General features: G+C 55.4%; 25 protein-coding genes and 1 other annotated feature. Of the genes, 9 read left to right on the plus strand and 16 right to left on the minus strand.

Features of this window, described 5'->3' with window-relative positions; all coding sequences use genetic code 11:
- Positions 1-110: 110 nt before the first annotated feature.
- The 7 genes from aroH (at position 111) to BH712_RS04480 (ending at position 7,244) form a co-directional block, all read left to right on the plus strand.
- The gene (gene aroH / locus BH712_RS04450; protein ID WP_006809060.1) at positions 111-1,157 is read left to right on the plus strand and encodes a 3-deoxy-7-phosphoheptulonate synthase AroH; all 1,047 of its coding nucleotides are present in this window, start codon (positions 111-113) and stop codon (positions 1,155-1,157) included.
- Positions 1,158-1,354: 197 nt separating this feature from the next.
- Complete coding sequence (hemP, locus tag BH712_RS04455) at positions 1,355-1,543, plus strand: hemin uptake protein HemP (protein WP_032673515.1); 189 nt, start codon at positions 1,355-1,357, stop codon at positions 1,541-1,543.
- A gap of 75 nt (positions 1,544-1,618) precedes the next feature.
- On the plus strand, positions 1,619-3,601 hold the full coding sequence (locus tag BH712_RS04460) for a TonB-dependent hemoglobin/transferrin/lactoferrin family receptor (protein ID WP_006809062.1): 1,983 nt from the start codon (positions 1,619-1,621) through the stop codon (positions 3,599-3,601).
- Between the two features lie 35 nt (positions 3,602-3,636).
- The gene (gene chuS, locus BH712_RS04465) at positions 3,637-4,665 is read left to right on the plus strand and encodes a hematinate-forming heme oxygenase ChuS (RefSeq protein ID WP_032673727.1); all 1,029 of its coding nucleotides are present in this window, start codon (positions 3,637-3,639) and stop codon (positions 4,663-4,665) included.
- Positions 4,662-5,480 (plus strand): heme/hemin ABC transporter substrate-binding protein, encoded by an 819-nt coding sequence (locus BH712_RS04470; RefSeq protein ID WP_006809065.1) that lies wholly within the window; start codon positions 4,662-4,664, stop codon positions 5,478-5,480. Before chuS ends, BH712_RS04470 begins: the two co-directional genes overlap by 4 nt.
- Positions 5,480-6,472 (plus strand): FecCD family ABC transporter permease, encoded by a 993-nt coding sequence (locus tag BH712_RS04475; protein WP_006809066.1) that lies wholly within the window; start codon positions 5,480-5,482, stop codon positions 6,470-6,472. Before BH712_RS04470 ends, BH712_RS04475 begins: the two co-directional genes overlap by 1 nt.
- Positions 6,465-7,244, plus strand: coding sequence for a heme ABC transporter ATP-binding protein (locus BH712_RS04480; protein ID WP_006809067.1), 780 nt, complete (start codon positions 6,465-6,467; stop codon positions 7,242-7,244). The genes BH712_RS04475 and BH712_RS04480 overlap by 8 nt, the downstream gene beginning before the upstream one ends.
- Here BH712_RS04480 and selO read toward each other — a convergent pair.
- From selO to thrS, 14 genes are all read right to left on the minus strand, one after another.
- Positions 7,241-8,683: a protein adenylyltransferase SelO gene (selO, locus tag BH712_RS04485; RefSeq protein WP_006809068.1), complete on the minus strand. Its 1,443-nt coding sequence runs from the start codon at positions 8,681-8,683 to the stop codon at positions 7,241-7,243. The two genes, BH712_RS04480 and selO, sit on opposite strands and share 4 nt — an antisense overlap.
- 61 nt (positions 8,684-8,744) lie before the next feature.
- Entirely contained in the window at positions 8,745-9,458 is a 714-nt protein-coding gene (locus tag BH712_RS04490; protein ID WP_006809069.1) for an EAL domain-containing protein, read from the minus strand.
- A gap of 292 nt (positions 9,459-9,750) precedes the next feature.
- Positions 9,751-10,215: an NlpC/P60 family protein gene (locus BH712_RS04495; RefSeq protein ID WP_006809071.1), complete on the minus strand. Its 465-nt coding sequence runs from the start codon at positions 10,213-10,215 to the stop codon at positions 9,751-9,753.
- 72 nt (positions 10,216-10,287) lie between these two features.
- Positions 10,288-11,043: a vitamin B12 ABC transporter ATP-binding protein BtuD gene (btuD, locus tag BH712_RS04500; protein ID WP_006809072.1), complete on the minus strand. Its 756-nt coding sequence runs from the start codon at positions 11,041-11,043 to the stop codon at positions 10,288-10,290.
- Positions 11,043-11,594: a glutathione peroxidase gene (locus BH712_RS04505; RefSeq protein WP_006809073.1), complete on the minus strand. Its 552-nt coding sequence runs from the start codon at positions 11,592-11,594 to the stop codon at positions 11,043-11,045. The genes btuD and BH712_RS04505 overlap by 1 nt, the downstream gene beginning before the upstream one ends.
- 91 nt (positions 11,595-11,685) lie before the next feature.
- Entirely contained in the window at positions 11,686-12,666 is a 981-nt protein-coding gene (btuC, locus tag BH712_RS04510) for a vitamin B12 ABC transporter permease BtuC (RefSeq protein ID WP_006809074.1), read from the minus strand.
- Between the two features lie 103 nt (positions 12,667-12,769).
- Positions 12,770-13,069 carry an integration host factor subunit alpha gene (gene ihfA, locus BH712_RS04515; RefSeq protein WP_003857805.1) on the minus strand — a complete coding sequence of 100 codons (300 nt, stop codon included), beginning with the start codon at positions 13,067-13,069 and terminating at the stop codon, positions 12,770-12,772.
- Positions 13,070-13,073: 4 nt separating this feature from the next.
- Positions 13,074-15,461, minus strand: coding sequence for a phenylalanine--tRNA ligase subunit beta (gene pheT / locus BH712_RS04520; RefSeq protein ID WP_006809075.1), 2,388 nt, complete (start codon positions 15,459-15,461; stop codon positions 13,074-13,076).
- 15 nt (positions 15,462-15,476) lie between these two features.
- On the minus strand, positions 15,477-16,460 hold the full coding sequence (gene pheS / locus BH712_RS04525; RefSeq protein ID WP_029740434.1) for a phenylalanine--tRNA ligase subunit alpha: 984 nt from the start codon (positions 16,458-16,460) through the stop codon (positions 15,477-15,479).
- Between the two features lie 62 nt (positions 16,461-16,522).
- Positions 16,523-16,647 (minus strand) — a sequence feature (Phe leader region).
- Positions 16,598-16,642 carry a pheST operon leader peptide PheM gene (gene pheM, locus BH712_RS24875; RefSeq protein WP_001386830.1) on the minus strand — a complete coding sequence of 15 codons (45 nt, stop codon included), beginning with the start codon at positions 16,640-16,642 and terminating at the stop codon, positions 16,598-16,600. It overlaps the preceding feature by 45 nt.
- A 117-nt stretch (positions 16,648-16,764) precedes the next feature.
- Positions 16,765-17,121 (minus strand): 50S ribosomal protein L20, encoded by a 357-nt coding sequence (rplT, locus tag BH712_RS04535; protein ID WP_000124850.1) that lies wholly within the window; start codon positions 17,119-17,121, stop codon positions 16,765-16,767.
- A gap of 50 nt (positions 17,122-17,171) precedes the next feature.
- Positions 17,172-17,369: a 50S ribosomal protein L35 gene (gene rpmI, locus BH712_RS04540; protein WP_001124225.1), complete on the minus strand. Its 198-nt coding sequence runs from the start codon at positions 17,367-17,369 to the stop codon at positions 17,172-17,174.
- Positions 17,370-17,466: 97 nt separating this feature from the next.
- Positions 17,467-18,009: a translation initiation factor IF-3 gene (gene infC / locus BH712_RS04545; protein WP_023616141.1), complete on the minus strand. Its 543-nt coding sequence runs from the start codon at positions 18,007-18,009 to the stop codon at positions 17,467-17,469.
- 3 nt (positions 18,010-18,012) lie between these two features.
- A complete protein-coding gene (gene thrS / locus BH712_RS04550; protein WP_006809077.1) occupies positions 18,013-19,941 on the minus strand; it encodes a threonine--tRNA ligase in 1,929 nt (642 codons plus the stop codon).
- 322 nt (positions 19,942-20,263) lie between these two features.
- Here thrS and yncL point away from each other — a divergent pair, with 322 nt between their 5' ends.
- Positions 20,264-20,356: a stress response membrane protein YncL gene (yncL, locus tag BH712_RS04555; protein WP_071850029.1), complete on the plus strand. Its 93-nt coding sequence runs from the start codon at positions 20,264-20,266 to the stop codon at positions 20,354-20,356.
- Positions 20,357-20,453: 97 nt separating this feature from the next.
- The gene (yniD, locus tag BH712_RS24530) at positions 20,454-20,561 is read left to right on the plus strand and encodes a small membrane protein YniD (RefSeq protein ID WP_102765855.1); all 108 of its coding nucleotides are present in this window, start codon (positions 20,454-20,456) and stop codon (positions 20,559-20,561) included.
- Between the two features lie 148 nt (positions 20,562-20,709).
- On the opposite strand, the gene BH712_RS04560 is transcribed toward yniD, so the two are convergent.
- Both BH712_RS04560 and BH712_RS04565 read right to left on the minus strand, forming a co-directional pair.
- Positions 20,710-20,943, minus strand: a complete 234-nt coding sequence (locus BH712_RS04560) for a YdgH/BhsA/McbA family protein (RefSeq protein WP_006809078.1) — start codon at positions 20,941-20,943, stop codon at positions 20,710-20,712.
- A 263-nt stretch (positions 20,944-21,206) separates the two neighbouring features.
- Entirely contained in the window at positions 21,207-21,965 is a 759-nt protein-coding gene (locus BH712_RS04565) for a DUF481 domain-containing protein (protein ID WP_032673728.1), read from the minus strand.
- Positions 21,966-22,050: the final 85 nt, after the last annotated feature.

The raw sequence follows: 22,050 nt of genomic DNA on the forward strand, positions 1-22,050 counted from the left end.
ATCCTCGGGGCGACGTGCCCCGAACTTGAAATCAGCAGGGATTGGTTTAAGGTGATGCCCATCACTTCCCGGTAGTCTGCCGATGAAGCAAAAAATTTCTGAGACATTCCATGAACAAAACCGACGAACTGCGCACCGCGCGCATTGATAGCCTGGTCACACCGGCTGAACTGGCCCGGCTGCACCCCGTTTCCGCCGAGGTGGCGGACCATGTGACGGCCTCCCGGCGCCGCATCGAAAAAATTCTCAATGGTGAAGACAAACGGCTTCTGGTGGTGATTGGCCCCTGCTCCATTCACGATCTGGACGCGGCGATGGATTATGCGAAACGCCTTCAGACGCTGCGTGAAAAATATCAGGATCGCCTTGAGATCGTGATGCGGACCTACTTTGAAAAGCCGCGTACCGTGGTGGGCTGGAAAGGATTGATCTCCGATCCCGACCTGAACGGCAGCTACCGGGTGAATCACGGTATTGCCCTGGCGCGTAAGCTGCTGTTACAGGTTAACGAGCTGGGTGTGCCTACCGCCACCGAATTTCTGGATATGGTGACCGGACAATTTATTGCCGACCTCATTAGCTGGGGCGCGATAGGGGCGCGTACCACCGAAAGCCAGATCCACCGAGAAATGGCGTCGGCGCTCTCCTGCCCGGTGGGTTTCAAAAACGGAACGGACGGCAATACCCGAATTGCCGTCGATGCCATCCGTGCGTCACGCGCCAGCCATATGTTCCTTTCCCCGGATAAAAACGGCCAGATGACCATCTACCAGACCAGCGGCAACCCGTTCGGACATATCATTATGCGTGGCGGTAAAAAACCGAATTACCATGCAGACGATATTGCCGCTGCCTGCGAAACGCTGGCGGAATTTGACCTGCCGGAGCATCTGGTGGTGGATTTCAGCCACGGCAACTGCCAGAAACAGCACCGCCGCCAGCTGGACGTCTGCGAAGAAGTTTGCCAGCAGATCCGCAGCGGCTCGACCGCCATTTCAGGAATTATGGCGGAGAGCTTTATTAAAGAAGGTACCCAGAAGATCGTCGCCGGACAGCAGATGGTTTACGGGCAGTCAATCACCGATCCGTGCCTGAGCTGGGAAGACAGCGAGCTGCTGCTGGAGAAGCTGGCTGCGGCGGTTGATTCTCGCTTCTGATGTTATTGTCGGGTGGCGCTGCGCTTACCCGACCTACGATCCGTGCCGTTGTAGGCCCGGTAAGGCGTAGCCGCCACCGGGCGTTTCATTGCACAAATTTGATCCCGTCACACAATTTTCACAAAAACGCTTGCCGTGAATTTGCAGTTTATTGATAATGATTATCATTGTTACATTGATTGTTATTTATAAACATTATGTCACCGACCGATAACAGCACGGCAACGCCAACTAAAACACACACAGCGCCGTCCCCTGCTCCCACCGATCGCCGCATCGACAGCAAAAGCCTGTTGGGTGACGAGGGACGGGTGATTATCGTGCATGACGGGCAGCACTACCTGCTGCGCCAGACCAATGCCGGAAAACTGATCCTGACTAAATAAACCACAAAAACATTCGCCAGCCACCCAGGTGATCCCCAGGCAGCCAGCGCTTTTCACTTCTTATGGAGAGTTGCTATGCCACACCTGCAATCCGCGTCTCTACGTCCGTCTCTTCTGGCGCTGGCGATTGTCAGCACCCTGCCGGGCGTTACGTTTGCCGCCGCAGACGAGATCACCGTCACCGCCACCGGCAATGCCCGCAGCGCCTTTGAAGCCCCCATGATGGTGAGCGTGATTGACGCCACCGCGCCAGAAAACCAGACCACCAGCTCAGCCGCCGATATGCTGCGCAAGGTGCCCGGTCTGATGCTGGACGGCACCGGGCGCACCAACGGCCAGGACGTTAACCTTCGGGGCTATGACCGCCGTGGCGTACTGGTGCTGGTGGATGGCGTACGCCAGGGTACCGATACCGGACACCTGAACAGCACGTTCCTCGATCCGGCGCTGATCAAACGTATCGAAGTGGTGCGCGGCCCTTCCGCCTTGCTGTACGGCAGCGGTGCGCTGGGCGGCGTGATTTCGTATGACACCGTCGACGCCAGCGATCTGCTGGATGCGGGTAAAAACAGCGGCTATCGCGTCTTTGCTACCGGCGCAACGGGCGATCACAGCATCGGGATGGGCGCCAGCGCCTATGGCCGCACCGATACCCTGGACGGTCTGGTCTCCTGGTCCAGCCGCGATCGCGGCGATATTCGCCAGAGCGACGGCGCGAGGGCACCAAACGACGAATCCATCAACAATATGCTGGCGAAAGGCAGCTGGAAAATCGATCCGGCGCAGACGCTGAGCGGCTCCCTGCGCTACTATAACAACGACGCGCAGGAGCCGAAAAACCCGCAGACCACGGATGCCAGCAGCAGTAACCCGATAACCGATCGTTCCACCATCCAGCGCGATGCCCAGCTTGGCTACCGCATTGCGCCAGCCGGAAACGACTGGCTGAACGCCGATGCGAAAATTTACTGGTCCGAAGCGCGGATCAACGCCCAGAACATCAACGCCAGCGGCGAGTTCCGTAAACAGACCACCAAAGGCGGCAAAGTGGAAAACCGTACCCGCCTGTTCAGCGACGCCTTCGCCTCGCACCTGCTGACCTACGGCGGGGAATACTATCGTCAGGAGCAACACCCTGGCGGCGCGACCACCGGCTTCCCGGACGCGAAAATCGACTTCAGCTCTGGCTGGTTGCAGGATGAGATCACCCTGCGCGACCTGCCGGTAACGCTTCTCGGCGGGACGCGTTACGACAACTATCGCGGCAGCAGCGACGGCTATGATGACGTGGATGCGGATAAATGGTCATCACGCGCCGGGTTAACCGTGAGTCCGACCGACTGGCTGATGCTGTTCGGCTCTTACGCTCAGGCCTTCCGCGCGCCAACGATGGGCGAGATGTATAACGACGCGAAGCACTTCTCTATCGGCAGCTTCTACACCAACTACTGGGTGCCGAACCCGAACCTGCGCCCGGAAACTAACGAAACCCAGGAGTTCGGTTTTGGGCTGCGTTTTGACGATCTGCTGCTCGCCAACGACGCGCTGGAGTTCAAAGCCAGCTATTTCGACACCAACGCGAAAGATTACATCTCCACCACCGTGGATTTTGCGGCGGCGACTACCATGTCCTATAACGTACCGAACGCCAAAATCTGGGGCTGGGACATGATGGCAACCTACGCAACCAGCCTGTTCAACCTCGACGTCGCCTACAACCGCACGCGAGGAAAAGATACCGACACGGGCGAATATATCTCCAGCATTAACCCGGACACCGTCACCAGCAAGCTGGATATCCCGGTGGCGCAAAGCGGCTTCTCCGTGGGCTGGATCGGCACCTTCGTCGAACGTTCAACGCACATCAGCAGCAGCTACAGCGAGCAGCCGGGCTACGCAGTGAATGATCTCTACGTTAGCTATAAAGGCCAGCAGCAGCTCAAAGGCATCACCACCACCCTCATGCTGGGGAACGCCTTCGACAAAGCCTACTGGTCACCGCAGGGCATCCCGCAGGATGGCCGCAACGGCAAGATCTTCGTCAGTTATCAATGGTAATGCCCTTCGGGGCAACGATTCAGAAGGATAAGATTATGGGTCACTACACACGCTGGCTTGAGCTTAGAGAGCAACATCCGGGTAAGTACGCCCGGGATATCGCCGGATTAATGCACATCAGTGAAGCAGAGCTGGCATTTGCGCGCGTTGGCCACGACGCCTGGCGGCTGCGCGGTGAAATCCGCGAGATTCTGGCAGCGCTGGAGTCCGTGGGGGAAACTAAATGCATCTGCCGTAACGACTACGCCGTTCACGAACAGGTCGGGGCGTTTACTCACCAGCACCTCGGCGGCCATGCCGGGCTGGTGCTGAATCCGCGCGCGCTGGATTTGCGTTTATTCCTCAACCAGTGGGCGAGCGCGTTTCACATGAGTGAAACGACCTCCCGCGGCGAACGTCAGAGCATTCAGTTCTTCGATCATCAGGGCGACGCGGTACTGAAGGTCTACACCACGGATCGCACCGATGTCGCCGCCTGGGGCGACGTGCTGACCCGTTTTATCATAGCCGATAACCCCGCTCTGGCGCTGAAGGCAGTCGATGCCCCTGCGCATTCCGACGGTGCTGATGCAGGCTCGGTGGAGAAAGAGTGGCGCGCCATGACCGACGTACATCAGTTCTTCAGCTTATTAAAACGCCATAACCTGAGCCGCCAGCAGGCGTTTCGTCTGGTGAGTGACGATCTGGCCTGTAAGGTGGATAACAGCGCGCTGGCACAGCTGCTGGAGACGGCACGACAGGATGGAAACGAAATCATGATCTTCGTCGGCAACCGCGGCTGCGTGCAGATCTTCACCGGTGTGGTGGAAAAACTGACGCCCATGAAGGGCTGGCTGAACATCTTCAACGCCACCTTTACCCTGCATCTGCTGGAGGAGACTATCGCGGAGACGTGGGTAACGCGTAAGCCAACAGCGGACGGACACGTTACCAGCCTGGAATTGTTTGCGGCGGATGGCACCCAAATCGCCCAGCTCTACGGCCAGCGTACCGAAGGCGAACCGGAGCAGAGCCAGTGGCGTCGGCAGATTGATGCCCTGACGCCAGAAGGGCTGGCCGCATGAAAAACTGGTTTGCCCTGCTCTGCGCCCTGCCGCTGGTCGCCGTCGCCGCGCCGGAGAGAATCGTCGCCCTCGGCGGCGACGTGACGGAGATCGTCTACGCCCTCGGCGCGGAGTCTTCTCTGGTTGCGCGCGACAGCACCAGCCGGTGGCCGCAGGCGACAGACGCGCTGCCTGACGTCGGGTATCTCCGCCAGCTCAACGCGGAAGGCATTTTGTCCGTGCGCCCGACGCTGGTGCTGGCAAGCGACCAGGCGCAGCCTTCTCTGGCGCTGAAACAGATTGAGCAGAGCCACGTCCGGGTGGTTACCGTTCCCGGCACGCCTGACCTGCGCGCGATTGACGAAAAAGTGCGGGTGATAGCCCAGGCGACGCATCATGAGGCGCAAGGGGAAACCCTGCGCAGCTCGCTGCGTCAGGCGCTGGCGGCACTGCCCTCATCACCGCTCAACAAGCGGGTGCTGTTTATCCTCAGCCACGGCGGAATGACCGCAATGGCGGCCGGGCAACAGACCGGCGCGGATGCGGCAATACGCGCCGCCGGGTTGCAGAACGCCATGCAGGGCTTTACCCGCTATCAGCCGCTTTCGCAGGAGGGCGTGATGGCCAGCCAGCCGGATCTGGTGGTGATTTCGCAGGACGGCCTTAACGCGCTGGGCGGCGAAGAAAATCTGTGGAAACTGCCCGGCCTGGCGCAAACGCCTGCGGGACGACGCAAACAGGTGCTGGCTATTGATGACATGGCCCTGCTGGGCTTCAGCGTCCGCACGCCGAAAGCCATACAACAGCTGCGTGCCAGAGCGGAGCAACTGCCCTGATGTCCCGGCGCATCACGCTATCGTTATGGCTTCTGGCGGGGTTGCTTACCGTCATGACGTTCATGGCTACCGGTTTTGGGGCGTTACGCCTGCCGGTGAACGTGCTGTGGAGCGGCAGCGATGAGACGCTACGCCAGATCTGGCTCACCATCCGTTTGCCCCGCGTGCTGCTGGCGCTGGTGATTGGCGGGTCGCTGGCGCTCGCCGGTTGCGTCATGCAGGGGCTGTTCCGTAATCCGCTGGCCGACCCGGGCCTGCTCGGGATCAGCAGCGGTGCGGCGCTGGCCGTCGCCCTGTGGGTGGTGCTTCCGCTCTCGCTGCCCGCGCTGGTAATGCTTTACGCCCCTATGCTGGCGGCGTTTCTTGGGGCGCTGGCAGCCACAGGCGTGATCTTCCTGCTCAGCAAACAGCGTGACACCTCTCTGTCACGTCTGTTGCTGGTGGGTATCGCCATCAATGCCCTGTGCGGTGCGGCAGTGGGTGTGCTTTCGTGGGTCAGCAATGACGCCCAGCTTCGTCAGCTTTCACTCTGGGGAATGGGAAGTCTCGGTCAGGCGCAGTGGTCAACGCTGTTAGCCGTGACCTCGCTGATGGTGCCTGCCGTTCTGGCGATCTGGCGTTGTACCAGCGCGTTAAATTTACTGCAACTGGGTGAAGAGGAAGCGCATTACCTTGGCGTGGACGTTGCCCTTGTACAGCGAATATTACTGTTATGCAGTGCCCTGCTGGTCGCTGCGGCTGTCGCCGTCAGCGGCGTGATTGGCTTTGTCGGCCTCGTGGTGCCGCACCTGGTGCGCATGTGGCTGGGCGCCGATCACCGGGCAACCCTCCCCGGCACGATACTCGCGGGCGCTTTACTGCTGCTGGTGGCGGATACGGTAGCGCGCACCCTTGTCGCCCCGGCAGAAATGCCGGTCGGCCTGCTCACCAGTATCCTTGGTGCCCCCTGGTTCTTATGGCTCATCTTTCGTCGTGGAGAACAGCATGGCTGAACGTTATACGGCTGAAAATCTTACTTTTACCCGGTCTGGCCGCACGCTGACAGATAACGTCTCGCTGTCACTGTCGCAGGGAGAGCTGGTCACGCTGATCGGCCCCAACGGCGCGGGGAAATCCACGCTGCTGCGTCTGCTGACCGGCTACCTGAAACCGGACAGCGGCGGCTGTTCGCTGGCGGGGAAAGCGTTGAGTGAATGGCATCCGGAGACGCTGTCCCGCTATCGGGCGGTGATGCGTCAGCATTCTCAGCCTGGATTTGACTGGCTGGTGGAGGAGATCGTTGGAATGGGGCGTGCGCCCTGGACGCGTCAACCTGAACCGTCGATTGTGCGTGAGGTGATGCACCTGACCGGTTGTCTGCCACTGGCTGGCAGGTCCTGGCATGCCCTCTCGGGCGGCGAGCAGCAGCGCGTCCAGCTCGCCCGCGCGCTGGCGCAGCTATGGCGTGACGGCACGCCGCGCGGCTGGCTGTTTCTCGACGAACCCACTTCTGCGCTGGATCTCTATCACCAGCAGCATCTGCTGCGCCTGTTGAAATCGCTGACCCGTCAGGGCCATCTTCACGTCTGCGTGGTGCTACACGATCTCAATCTCGCCGCGTTATGGTCGGACCGGATCCTGCTGTTACACAACGGAGCAATAGTTTCTCAGGGCATGCCGGAGACGGTTTTGCAGGCCGACGCGCTGGCGCACTGGTACGGTGCGCAGGTGCACGTCGGCAGACATCCGGCGCACGCTGCGCCGCAGGTTTTTCTTGCCCCTTAGCTTGAGCAGCTTACTTCCAGCCGCTTGCCCCAGTCCGGCGGACGGCTGACATAGTCATCCTCCCGGTCGGCAAACGGCGTGCGCAGGGCGATGTGCAGCCGATGCAGCTCGGTATAGTCCCCCTGCTCTGCCTGCTCAATGGCCCGCTGCGCCAGCCAGTTGCGCAACACCATCGCCGGGTTAACCGCCTTCATTTGCGTCTGGCGGGTATCATCATCAATCTGTTCCTGCTGCAAACGCGCCCGGTAAGCGGCAAACCAGTCATCAAACGCCTGTCGGTCAATGAATTCGTCACGCAGCGGTGACGAGGCGCTCTGCTGCGCGGTCTGGCTCAGCATACGGAAAGTTCGGGTATAGTCGCTGCCTTCACGCGCCATGATGGCAAACAGCCCATTCAGCAGTTCGTTATCGCCTTTTTCCTGCGTCATCAGCCCCAGCTTGTTGCGCATTAACACACCGTATTCCCGCAGCAATACTTCCTGATAGCTGTCCAGCGCATCGTTCAGGGCATCGACGTCGATAAACGGCGACAGGCTTTGCGCAAGCCGCTGAAGGTTCCACAGCCCCACCGCGGGCTGGTTGTCGAAACGGTAACGTCCCTGATAGTCCGAATGGTTACAGATGTAACCCGGCTGATAGTCATCAAGGAAGCCGTACGGACCATAGTCAAACGTCAGCCCCAGCAGGGACATGTTGTCGGTATTCATCACGCCGTGCGCAAAGCCGACGGCCTGCCAGCGGGCAATCATTGAGGCGGTGCGCGCGACAATATCGCGGAACCAGAGAACATAGCGGTCCGGTTCGTTTTGCAGGTGTGGCCAGTGACGGCGAAGGGCGTAATCGGCAAGCTGGCGGACCTTATCCGGCTCGCGGCGATAGTAGAAGTGTTCAAAATGGCCGAAACGCAGATGGCTTTCCGCCACGCGGATCAGCATTGCCCCTCGCTCCATCGTCTCGCGGGCCACCGGCGTGTCGCTGGTGACTATCGAGAGCGCGCGTGAGGTGGGGATCCCCAGCGCATGCATCGCCTCGGAAGCCAGGCTTTCACGGAGGGTTGAACGCAGCACCGCGCGGCCATCCCCCATGCGTGAGTACGGGGTCAGTCCTGCTCCTTTCAGGTGCCAGTCGAGCGTTTCGCCATTCGGCAGAACCTGTTCACCCAGCAGAATGCCGCGACCATCGCCGAGCTGTCCCGCCCAGACGCCAAACTGATGTCCGCTGTAGACCTGAGCCAGAGGCTTCATGCCCGGAAGCAGCGTTTCACCGCCCCAGACGCCAGCGCCTTTTTCTGGCTGAAAAAGGGTCGCAGGGATGCCAAGCGAATCCGCTAACGCTTCGTTATGCCAGATAAGACGCGCGTTCTGTAAAGGCGTTGGCTTAAGCGCGGTGTAAAAGCCGGGTAATTCATCGTGCCAGTGGGCAGTAAAAGACAGGGTCATAAGTCCTCCTGCTTTAAGTGTAGAGGGTTTCCCTGGACGTAAACACGGGCGAAGAAAGGGGTTATTGCTGAACGAGGGTCGTAACCCGCTCTGCCGGAACGGCAGGCCACAGGCTTCCCTGCATTGCACCAAAGTTGAAGGGCAGTACGCGTTGTAAGATGCCATGATCGTCAATGCCCGAAACCATGACCGACTGACAATGCGGCGCGATCTGCCAGAGAATGGCGCGCATAAAAGGCTCAAAGGAGAGTGCCGAAACGCGCTGCTGGATAAAGTTTTTATCCAGGATCACTCGTTTGAACAGACCGTCATAAACCGGTTTGAGGGACGCAGCCCCTGCACCAAAGTTAGCCAGCACTAAGGGGAATTGGATCGCCATTCTTGCCAGGTCGGGATCGTCTTTCCCGTTATTTAAACCTGGATAGTTCTCATTAACAGTAAACTCAAGAAACGGATAACGCTCAAGGATTGAAACAGCGTTCTCATTAGTTAATAAAAACTCAATAATTGCAGGTGTAATATTGATCCATGCAATTAACTGATGCTGAATAAAAAATAGCTTACAGGTATCGAGTAATTGCAGTTTTTCCTTAAACAGCACTAATTCATCTTCCCAAGAAAGATGTGGGATAACCAGTTCAGTCGGGATCCGTACGTCCGCACCCACGCCAGTAAAGTTAACCAAAATCTCTAAACCTTTAAGCAAACCTGCACTATCACGCGCCGGAAGCAGTAAAAGTTCAGACTGGTAAGCATTATCTAGCGTAATAATCATCGCGCTTGTCCTGCATTAAAGATGAGAGAGAACATCCTGAAGCAATTGCAGGCACAATTCCACTGTCTTGATTTTAATAAGATTAATTTCATTCTTTCCGTATTAATTTTCAGATTTTTCCCTGAATCTAAAATAATCTTATCCTGGTTATTGAATAATAGCCAGTTTTAGATAAAACAGGCACATGCCGACATAAATAATTGGGCGAAAATTTTACTTTAATCAACCGATGAGAAAAGCCTGACGTCTATTTTCGCCGCCAGGCCCTTCGCACTGCATCTTTATGCAGCGGTTAAATACGTCTGGCCTGCCAGAAGTTTTTCCGCCAGTAAACATTATCGAGAGAGGAGCGCATCACGCCACGGCTGGTCGAGGCATGAATGAACTGATTATCGGTGTCATAAATACCTACATGAAGGCCGCTTTCGCCAGAACCTGTTTTAAAGAAAACCAGATCGCCCGGCAGGAGATCGTCTTTATCGATTTCAGTGCCGATTTCCGCCTGCATTCGCGTTTCACGCGGAAGCTGGAGGTCAAATTTATCGCGGAAGGTCATCAGCACGAACCCTGAGCAATCCACCCCGCCCCGGCTCATGCCGCCGTAGCGATAGGGGGTGCCGCGCCAGTTACTGAGCTGATCGTTCAGGCTGGCAATGACCGTAATGGAATCAGAAAGCCGTGGGTTGGGCGGAGGTGCACGATGGCTGCTGCATCCTGCAAGAAAGAGCGCCGCAACAAGGAGAAACCAGAATCGCATTTCAGACGAATCCTCTGCTTTTTTTGTTCTTTCGGTAATTTAGCGTGCATCTATGCGGCTGTGCAAGAAAGGTTATTCCTGCGCCGTGGAAATAAGCATCTTGTGGCCTTCAATATCCAGCCTCCGGAACGACATGTGGTAAGCACTCGCAAGATTGGGGGCCGTCAGCACGCTGTCACGCGTGCCGCTGGCAATCAGCTTGCCACGCGCCAGCAACCACACCCTATGCGCGTGACGCAACGTATGGTTTAAATCATGGCTGCTCATCACAACGGTTATGCCCTTGCGACAGAGCGCGCTGAGCAGGGTATCCAGCGCGGCCTGCTGGGCAACGTCCAGCCCGCTCATCGGCTCGTCCAGCAGCAGCAACCGCCCGTGAGGATTTCCGGACGGATGGATCTGAAGGATGACGGCGGCCAGGCGTACGCGCTGCCACTCGCCGCCGGAAAGCTGGCTCGCCTGTCGGGTAAGCTTATCGTCTAACCCGAGCGCCGCAGCAACCTCAGTAAGCAATCCCGTCTGATTTTTATCAGGCAGATGCAGCGTCAGGTAGTGCCAGACGGGCATCGCAAAGGGCGGGACCTGCTGCTGAACCAGGTAGCTTCGACGGGAGGCGAGCGTAGCGGGTAGCCAGTCGACGAGCGATTGCCCGAGAAAGGTAATCTCCCCTTCCCCGGTGGTCAGCCCCGCCATGCGCGCCAGCAGTGTGCTCTTTCCGGCTCCGTTTGGCCCAACCAGGTGAAGGATTTCACCGGCGTTGACCGCGGCGGTGACAGGCTCAAGACGTCCCTTCCCGGCAACGTCTGTGAGCTGCATCAGCAGCGTCATTATTTCGCCAGCGCCAGCTTGATAGATTCCATCACGATAGGATCTTCAGGCGTCATGTCCGGCGAAAAACGCTGCACGACCTGACCGTCACGGCCAATCAGGAATTTTTCGAAGTTCCACAGAATATCGTCCGGATAGAGCGGCGCGCGGCCTTTACTCGCCATTCGCTCATAGAAACCACTCTCTTCAGGCGCAACGGCGGTCGGCGCCGCGGCCACCAGTTTGGCGTACAGCGGATGACGGTCTTCCCCGTTCACGTCAATTTTGCTGAACATCGGGAACGTCACGCCATAGGTTGTGCTGCAAAAGGTCTTAATCTCCTCTTCGCTGCCCGGCTCCTGGCCCAGGAACTGGTTGCACGGGAAGCCGAGGACGGTAAAGCCGTCTTTTTCCCAGGCTTTATGAATGTTTTCCAGCTGTTCATACTGCGGCGTCAGGCCACATTTCGACGCCGCGTTCACGATGAGCAGCACCTTGCCCTTGTAGCCTTCCAGCGTGGTTTTCTCGCCGTCAATGGTCGTCACTTCGGTATTCAGAATATCAGACTGCATAGCATTCCCTCAGGTTGACTTACAGGTATACCCGTCATACTTCGAGTTGCAGATGCGTTGGCTGCAACTCGAATTATTTAGGGTATAGTAATTAACGTCCAGCTTTTAATAGTAGCCAGATAAAGACCGGCGCGCCCAGCGTTGCGGTCACCACACCTATGGGTAACTCAGCGGCCGTCAGGGCGAGTCGGGCGATGATATCGGCAATCAGCAGCGTTGCCGCCCCGGCAACCGCCGAGGCCGGGAGCAGGGTTCGGTGATCCGTAATGCCGCACAGGCGCAGCATATGCGGGATCACCAGCCCAATAAAGCCAATCGCCCCCGCCAGCGCCACGCTTACACCCACCATCCAGCCAATAGCGATAACCAGCACGTTACGCCAGAATCCAATCGGCATTCCGAGCTGGCGAGCAGACGTTTCGCCCAGCGCGAGAATATTGAGCGGCTGCGCCTGGAACGCCGTCCACAGAATGATCGGGATCAGGAGCATCATCAGCCACCCCTGACGCCAGTCAACGCCCCCAAATCCCCCCATCATCCAGTACATTAACTGGCGCAAATCAAATGAGGTGGAGAAGTAGACGGCCCAGGTCATGAGTGCACTACAGATGATCCCCAACGCTACCCCGGCAAGCAGCAGCCGACTGGTGGATAAGTGGCGACGCGCAAAGCGCAGGAGGATAAGGGTGATCAACAGCGCGCCAAGAATGGCGCTGAGGCTAATCCCCCAGGCGGAGAGTTCGCCTCCCCCCAGCATCACGGCGGCGATAAGCCCGACGCCTGCGCCATTCGACACCCCGAGAAGCCCGGGTTCCGCCAGTGGGTTTTCAAACAATGCCTGCATGATGGTGCCGCACAGCGCCAGCGCAGCGCCGACTAAAAGAACAGCCAGCGTCCGCGGCAGGCGGATCTGCCAGACAAACAGCTGTCCTTCAGGCGTAAACCAACTTTCCGGCCCGAGCCACCGCTCGCCCGCACACAGGCTGACCGTGGTGGCGACAATCAACAGCACCCCGAGCAGACACAGGCGGCGGAGATCGGAGCGGTGCTGGCGGCGGGCAAAATCAAGCATAGACGATAGGTTATCCGGTTGAGATATCATTGATTTTACGGCGGGTTTAGCAACTAGCGCAAAGAAAAAAGGCCGCGTGAGCGGCCTTTTTAGTTAGTTCATATTACTCTGCTTTGGGCGTTGCGTTTTCGACACGGCTTTTTAACTTCTGTCCGGGTCTGAAGGTCACCACGCGGCGGGCTGTAATGGGAATATCTTCCCCCGTCTTCGGGTTACGGCCCGGACGTTGGTTTTTGTCTCGCAAATCAAAATTGCCAAAGCCGGAGAGTTTTACCTGCTCACCATTTTCCAGAGCACGACGGATCTCTTCGAAAAACAGCTCTACCAGCTCTTTGGCATCCCGTTTGCTAAGCCCAAGCTTATCAAACAGATATTCTGACATTTCAGCTTTTGTAAGCGCCATAGGTTCAATCCCTCAATGATGCCTGGAATCGCTCTTTTAATGCCTCTACACATTTGGCGACGGTAGCGGCAATCTCCTCTTCTTCGAGTGTACGGCTGGTATCCTGAAGGATAAGGCTAATAGCGAGGCTCTTGAAACCTTCTGCTACGCCCTTGCCGCGGTACACGTCAAATAAGTTTACGCCAACTACCTGATTTACGCCAACTTTCTTACATTCGGCCAAAATATCTGCTGCGGGCACATTTTCAGCGACCACAACCGCGATATCACGGCGGTTTGCCGGGAAGCGTGAGACGTCCTGCGCCTGAGGAATGACGCGGTCTGCAACCGGGTTCCACTCCAGCTCGAATACGATGGTACGGCCATTCAGATCCAGCTTACGTTCCAGCTCCGGGTGAACAACCCCAATGAAACCAACGCGTTTGCCGTCTAAATAAATCGCCGCACTCTGGCCCGGATGCAGGGCTGGAATCGCTTCTGCGCGGAATTCAATTTCGGATAATTTACCGGTCAGATCGAGAATCGCTTCCAGATCGCCCTTCATATCGTAGAAATCAACCGTCCCTTTTGCCAGGTCCCAGTGCTCTTCATAGCGGTTACCGCTGATGGCGCCAGCCAGCATGAGATCCTGACGGATGCCTAAATTCGCCTGAGTATCCGGTACAAAGCGCAAACCGCTTTCGAAAATACGTACGCGGTTTTGCTGACGGTTCTGGTTATAAACGATAGTGCCCAGCAGTCCCGTCCACAGGGACAGACGCATTGCTGACATCTCGCTGGAAATCGGGCTTGGCAGGATCAGTGCTTCCTGACCCGGGTGGATCAGCTGTTGCAGCTTAGGATCAACGAAGCTGTAGGTGATCACTTCCTGGTAGCCTTTATCGTTCAGCATGGTTTTCACACGCTTCAGCGACAGATCGGCTTCGCGATGGCTACCCATCACCAGACCCGCCTGTACCGGCTCGTCAGGGATGTTGTTGTAGCCGTAAACGCGGGCCACTTCTTCCACCAGATCTTCTTCGATCTCCATATCGAAACGCCAGGATGGCGCAACGGCTTTCCACTCGTCCTGGCCTTCAGTCACTTCGCAGCCCAGACGCGTCAGAATGTCAGTCACCTGCGCATCGGCAACGTGGTGACCTATCAGACGATCCAGCTTGCTGCGGCGCAGGGTAATGGTTGCACGCTTCGGCAGCGTCGCTTCGCTGGTCACATCGATAACCGGACCCGCTTCGCCGCCGCAGATGTCGATCAGCAGACGCGTCGCACGCTCCATCGCTTTGTATTGCAACGCAGGATCCACACCACGCTCGTAGCGGTGAGAGGCGTCAGTGTGCAGACCGTGACGGCGTGCGCGACCGGTGATGGAGAGCGGGCTGAAGAATGCGCATTCCAGCAGAACGTTTTGCGTCTCGTCGTTGACGCCAGAGTGTTCGCCGCCGAAGATACCGCCCATCGCCAGCGCTTTGTTGTGATCGGCAATCACCAGGGTGTCGGCGCTCAGTTTCGCTTCGCTGCCGTCCAGCAGCACCAGGGTTTCGCCCTCTTTCGCCATGCGCACCACAATACCGCCTTCGATACGATTTTTATCGAAAGCGTGCATTGGCTGGCCCAGCTCCAGCAGAACGTAGTTGGTGACGTCAACCACGGCGTCGATAGAACGGATACCGCAACGACGCAGCTTCTCTTTCATCCACAGCGGGGTTGGCGCTTTAACGTTGATGCCTTTCACCACACGACCGAGGTAGCGTGGGCAGGCCTCAGGCGCGTCGACCTGAATCGGCAGCACGTCACTGATGGTCGCCTCAACCGGAGCAATCTCCGGCACGTTCAGTTCGGTCTGGTTCAGCACGGCAACGTCGCGGGCCACACCGATGATGCCTAAGCAGTCAGCACGGTTTGGCGTGACGCTGATTTCGATAGTGTTGTCATCCAGCTTCAGGTATTCACGAATATCGGTACCGATAGGTGCATCCTGCGGCAGTTCAATAATGCCGGAGTGATCGTCGGAAATACCCAGCTCGGAGAAGGAGCACAGCATGCCTTCAGACGGCTCGCCGCGCAGTTTGGCCGCTTTGATTTTGAAATCGCCCGGCAGTACCGCACCGACGGTCGCCACGGCCACTTTCAGGCCCTGACGGCAGTTTGGCGCACCGCAGACGATATCCAGCAGACGGTCACCGCCCACGTTGACTTTTGTTACGCGCAGTTTGTCAGCGTTAGGGTGCTGACCGCACTCCACCACTTCACCCACCACAACGCCGGTGAAGGCGCCAGAAACAGGATCCACGCCATCAACTTCCAGGCCCGCCATGGTGATCTGGTTGGAAAGCGCTTCGCTGTCCAGCGTGGTGTTAACCCATTCGCGTAACCACAGTTCACTGAATTTCATTGTTCTGTCCTGCCCTTATTTAAACTGTTTGAGGAAACGCAGATCGTTTTCGAAGAACGCACGTAAATCGGTTACGCCGTAGCGCAGCATGGTCAGACGCTCCATGCCCATACCGAACGCAAAACCAGAGTACACTTCCGGATCGATACCCACGTTGCGCAGTACGTTTGGATGCACCATGCCGCAGCCCAGCACTTCCAGCCATTTGCCGTTTTTACCCATCACGTCAACTTCCGCAGACGGCTCGGTGAACGGGAAGTAGGACGGACGGAAACGAACCTGCAAATCTTCCTCAAAGAAGTTATTCAGGAAATCGTGCAGCGTGCCTTTCAGGTTGGTGAAGCTGATGTTTTTATCAACAATCAAACCTTCCATCTGGTGGAACATTGGGGTGTGGGTCTGATCGTAATCGTTACGGTATACGCGACCCGGCGCGATGATGCGGATCGGCGGAGCCTGATCCTTCATGGTACGGATCTGAACGCCGGAAGTCTGAGTACGCAGCAGACGGGTGGCGTCGAACCAGAAAGTGTCGTGGTCAGCACGTGCCGGATGATGGCCAGGAATGTTCAGGGCATCGAAGTTGTGGTAGTCATCTTCAATTTCCGGGCCAGTCGCCACGGTAAAGCCGAGCTCACCGAAGAAACTTTCAATACGATCGATAGTACGGGTAACCGGATGCAGACCGCCGTTTTCAATACGACGACCCGGCAGAGAAACGTCAATCGTTTCTGCCGCCAGACGCGCATTCAGTACTGCGCTTTCCAGCTCGGCTTTACGCGCATTCAGCGCCTGCTGTACCTGCTCTTTGGCTTCGTTAATCACTGCACCGGCTGCCGGGCGCTCCTCTGCTGGCAGTTCACGCAGGGTTGTCATCTGAAGGGTCAGGTGCCCTTTCTTGCCCAGATATTCGACGCGGACATTGTCTAACGCGGCAACATCTGAGGCCTGGTTAATGGCGGCCGTTGCACTGGCAACCAGCTCTGCGAGATGTGACATGGTTTTCCTCATTATGTCGGTGCAGACACCGAATTGTTGGACGTATTCTCTCAAATTCAGGCACAAAAAAAGCCTCCATCGGGAGGCTTATCTGGCGCTGTTTTTCGTTTCATCTTTCACGCGCTAGCCTCCTGAAGTCAGGTGCTAAAGTAAAAGAAGAAGCGGAAAATAGCAGCATTCATGCTTGCGTTACCTTGTAGGGTAAAAACCGTTAAGACCTTATTGAAAAGCCTGGACGGATAAATGTCAATCTTCTGATGGTGTTAAATGAAAAGAGGAGGCAAAGCCCCCTCTCTCAACTGGCTTATGCCAGTGCTGCTTTCGCTTTTTCGACCAGAGCGGTGAACGCTACTTTGTCGAATACTGCGATGTCAGCCAGGATCTTACGGTCGATTTCAACAGAGGCTTTTTTCAGGCCGTTGATGAATTTGCTGTAAGAAATACCGTTCTGACGTGCTGCTGCGTTGATACGCGCAATCCACAGTTGACGGAACTGACGCTTACGCTGACGACGGTCACGGTAAGCGTACTGACCTGCTTTGATAACAGCCTGGAAGGCAACGCGGTATACGCGTGAACGCGCACCGTAGTAGCCTTTAGCTTGTTTCAAAATTTTCTTGTGACGTGCACGTGCAATTACACCACGTTTTACGCGAGCCATGTGTGCTCTCCTGTATCTATTCTAAGTTAAAAAAGTTAAACGTTAACGACTTATGCGTACGGCAGGCACGCGATGACCAGGCCCAGATCGCCTTTAGAAACCATGGCTTTTGGACGCAGGTGACGTTTACGCTTGGTAGCTTTCTTAGTCAGAATGTGACGCAGGTTAGCGTGCTTGTGCTTAAAACCACCTTTACCGGTTTTTTTGAAGCGCTTAGCAGCACCGCGTACGGTCTTAATTTTTGGCATTTTAATAACTTCCACTTCGCATTGTTAAATAAACGAAACATAGGCGAACAAAACCTATGGGGCCCGAAGGCTCCACAGATTTTGCTGCTTGAAGGCCTTACTGTTTCTTCTTAGGAGCGAGCACCATGATCATCTGGCGGCCTTCGATCTTCGTAGGGAAGGATTCGACTACTGCCAGTTCACTCAGATCGTCACGGACGCGGTTAAGCACTTCCATACCAATCTGTTGGTGGGCCATCTCACGACCGCGGAAACGCAGCGTGATCTTGGCCTTATCGCCATCTTCCAGAAAGCGAATCAGGCTGCGGAGTTTTACCTGATAATCGCCATCGTCGGTACCAGGACGGAATTTGATTTCCTTAACCTGGATAACTTTTTGCTTCTTCTTCTGTTCCTTAGAAGACTTACTCTTTTCATAAAGGAACTTGCCGTAGTCCATGATACGACAAACTGGCGGTTCGGCGTTAGGGCTGATTTCAACTAAATCTACTCCAGCTTCTTCAGCCTTTTCGATCGCTTCTCTCAGACTCACAATCCCCAGCTGCTCGCCTTCCAGACCTGTTAAGCGAACTTCCTGGGCGCGAATCTCGCCATTGATACGATTCGGACGTGCCGTTTGAACTCGTTTTCCGCCTTTAATACCTTATTCCTCCAGTTGTTGAAGACTGCGGCTGCGAATCTCTTGTTGCAGCTTCTCAATCACTTCACTTACGTCCAGGCTTCCCAGGTCTTTACCACGGCGGGTGCGAACGGCAACTTTGCCTGCTTCCACCTCTTTATCACCACAGACCAACATATACGGGACACGACGTAAAGTGTGCTCGCGGATTTTAAAGCCAATCTTCTCATTTCTCAAGTCTGCTTTTACGCGAATGCCCGCATTTTGTAGTTTCTGCGTCAATTCTTTAACGTAATCCGCCTGAGAATCGGTAATGTTCATCACGACTACCTGCACTGGCGCAAGCCAGGTTGGGAAGAAGCCCGCGAACTCTTCGGTCAGGATGCCAATGAAGCGCTCCAGGGAACCGAGAATCGCACGGTGAATCATAACCGGCACCTGACGCTCGTTGTCTTCGCCAACATAAGAGGCGCTTAAACGCTGCGGCAGGGAGAAGTCCAGCTGTACCGTTCCGCACTGCCATGCGCGATCGAGGCAGTCATACAGGGTAAATTCAATTTTCGGACCGTAGAATGCGCCCTCGCCCAGCTGATATTCGAACGGAATCCCGTTCTCTTCCAGCGCCACGGCGAGATCCGCTTCTGCGCGATCCCATGTCTCATCGCTGCCGATACGTTTTTCCGGACGCGTTGAGAGTTTGACCACGATCTTCTCGAAGCCAAAGGTGCTGTACATATCGTAGACCATACGAATGCAGGCGTTAACTTCATCACGAACCTGATCTTCAGTACAGAAGATATGCGCATCATCCTGGGTAAAGCCACGAACACGCATCAGACCGTGCAGCGCACCTGATGGTTCGTTACGGTGGCAGCTACCAAACTCCGCCATACGCAGCGGCAGATCGCGGTAGGATTTCAGACCCTGGTTGAAGATCTGAACATGACCCGGGCAGTTCATTGGCTTGATGCAGTATTCACGGTTCTCAGACGAGGTGGTGAACATCGCATCTTTGTAGTTGTCCCAGTGGCCGGTTTTTTCCCACAGCACACGGTCCATCATGAACGGGCCTTTCACTTCCTGATACTGGTACTCTTTCAGCTTGGAGCGCACAAAAGTTTCCAGTTCACGGAAGATTGTCCAGCCGTCGTTATGCCAGAACACCATCCCCGGCGCTTCTTCCTGCATATGATACAGGTCAAGCTGCTTACCGATTTTACGGTGGTCACGCTTAGCCGCCTCTTCCAGGCGTTGCAGGTACGCGTTCAGTGCTTTCTTATCGGCCCACGCGGTACCATAGATACGCTGCAACATTTTGTTGTTGCTGTCGCCACGCCAGTAAGCGCCTGCGATTTTCATCAGTTTGAAGTGATGACAGAAGCGCATATTCGGCACGTGCGGTCCACGGCACATGTCGACGTATTCTTCGTGATGGTACAAGCCTGGCTTGTCATCATGAGCGATGTTTTCATCCAGAATCGAGACTTTGTAGCTCTCGCCGCGCTTCACGAAGGTCTCACGCGCTTCGTGCCAGCTGACTTTCTTCTTGATGACATCATAGTTAGTTTCGGCGAGCTCATGCATACGTTTTTCGAGCGCGTCGATATCTTCCTGGGTCAGGGTGTGGTCAAGGTCAACGTCGTAGTAGAAACCGTTGTCGATAACCGGGCCGATCGCCATTTTGGTGTTTGGCCACAGCTGCTTGATAGCATGACCCAACAGGTGCGCGCAGGAGTGACGAATGATCTCCAGACCTTCTTCGTCTTTCGCGGTGATGATCGCAAGCGTTGCATCGCTTTCAATCAGATCGGACGCGTCTACCAGCTCACCGTTTACGCGGCCTGCAATGGTTGCTTTTGCAAGTCCAGGACCGATATCCAGGGCAACATCCATTGGGCTAACAGCGTGGTCGAAATGGCGTTGGCTGCCATCAGGAAGAGTAATTACAGGCATTTTATATCCTTATTTGCAGTGATGCCCCACACATAAGAGCATATACAAAGAAAATAATCGTGATTAAACAGTAGATTACGAAACCATCTGACCAACAATCGTCAAATTGGTTCGTCATCATGCACCTGCCGATTTCAGAATAGTGCGGGTTTACGGCAAGCGATGTAATGGTAACACTATTACCAGGGCGAATGCACCTTCTGCGACCGTTTTGAACCTCTCATCCTTGCGGATGGGAACATGAATTGTCGCGACCAGACGCTCGCATTCCAACAGTGCTGAGCTATTCTTGAACAGGTCCTAAACATCTAAGGGGTATCACATGAATGTATCCAGCAGAACCGTTGTGATATTAAATCTACTTTCCGCTGCCGGTCTGATATTGATTCTGGCCGACAGATTCCATTGGTTTTAAGCCGAACCGGTGTTCTGGCATAACCTGACGTTCCGGTTGAGCGCTTTCTGGCGCAAGCTTTGGTAGACTAAGGGTATCTACTGACAAGGATTAGGTTATGCCAACAAAAAATTTTGCCGTTAAGCACTGGAAAATGGTCGTGGTGTTAATTGCTATTTGCGGCGCGATGTTGCTGCTGCGCTGGGCCGCTATGATATGGGGCTAATATTGTCAGCGAAAGCGTGACGTTAATTTGCTGAATAAATTTTAATTATCTTTACGTTAATTCAGAGGCAAAAACCGGTACATCATAATCCGGTTTTCGACAGGTTATAACAGCATTTATATTCCATCACAACGTGGCCGTTGAATTATCAGGACCACTCACCCGCCACCAGCTTGTGCACATCAAAGGCATCATTCATTGACTGGCCGGTAGACTGCGAGCCTGGGGCAATGTTGGAACCCGCTTCAACATCAGAGGCTTTAGCGATCCCGATTTGGCCGTTAACGTCACTGGCAGGTGGCGCCATATTATCAGCAGCAAATACGCCAAATGAAAGTGCGGAAAGCACCATCGCTGCTGTAGCAGTTTTGATTTTTTTCATAATTTTATTCTCATACTTAATTAATGCAGAAATGCCTGAGGCTTGTTTTTGCCTGTGCCGTAAGTGTAGATCTGGATCACACTTTTGCCTAGTCAAATTATTTATCAATTCGTGTCAAATAAACTGAATAAGCGCTGCGCGGCTAATTATGGAGAAATTATGAAGATGAAACCAAATCCATTATTTTAAAACGCCGTTTAAAATAAATAAGCACAGTTTCAGAAAATAAAAAACGGGCCGGGAATAGTCCCGGCCCAACGAAACTACATTTTATAGCCTAATGAAATCGTGGTTCTGCGATCGGTATGTTCCGGCGCAGAATCAGGCGGTGACGAGTTCCAGGTGACGTTGTACGCCACCTTGAGTCCAAAGTGTTCGTTGATGGCCACGTTCAACGCGCTTTCATAGTTCAGGGTGGTATCTTCTGCACCAAACACCGACACACCCTGGGTGAATTTTGCATTGTCCGTCATCTGCCATGCGTAAGTGCCCGAGGCATAACCCAGCGGCTGGGTTTCATCTTCGCCATTGGTGTACTCGTCGTAACGGACACCCGGACCGAATTCAAAACGCAGGCTGTGCACGGGTCCGTTCAGGAACTGACGACCATAACCCGCCGTCACGACATCACGCTGGCGATAACCGTTGTAGCGGTCAGTCAGCCAACTCGCCTGCCCGAACAGGTAATCATAATCGGTCATGTTATAACGGCTACGTCCGCCTGCTGCATATTTCTCCGATGAGCGTTCATCGTTAGCAGACGTGTTGCTGGCATTTCCCCATAGCGACCAGGCCGTGGTGTTGCCGTACCAGGTCAGGGTGCTGTCTGCGGTCAGGGAGGAGCTTTTCGTGTTACCGGATTGCGCCAGGTACCCCGCATTCAGGTTACCTTCAAAGGGTTTTTTGGCAGTGGAGGGATCGTCCATGACAGTAAAAACGGTATCATCGGCGGTTGCATTCATTGACGCAAATACGCCACCCGCCAGCATCAGTGCTGCGGGTACTGTCTTCAAAAGCTTCATTTTATTTAAGGAGTCCGTACAACATAAAAAGAGACCGTCACGGTCTCGGAAACTTTCTTGCGGATCAATGACAAGGCGACCATAG

Origin of the sequence: Enterobacter hormaechei ATCC 49162 (assembly GCF_001875655.1) — a bacterium.
Taxonomy (GTDB): domain Bacteria; phylum Pseudomonadota; class Gammaproteobacteria; order Enterobacterales; family Enterobacteriaceae; genus Enterobacter; species Enterobacter hormaechei.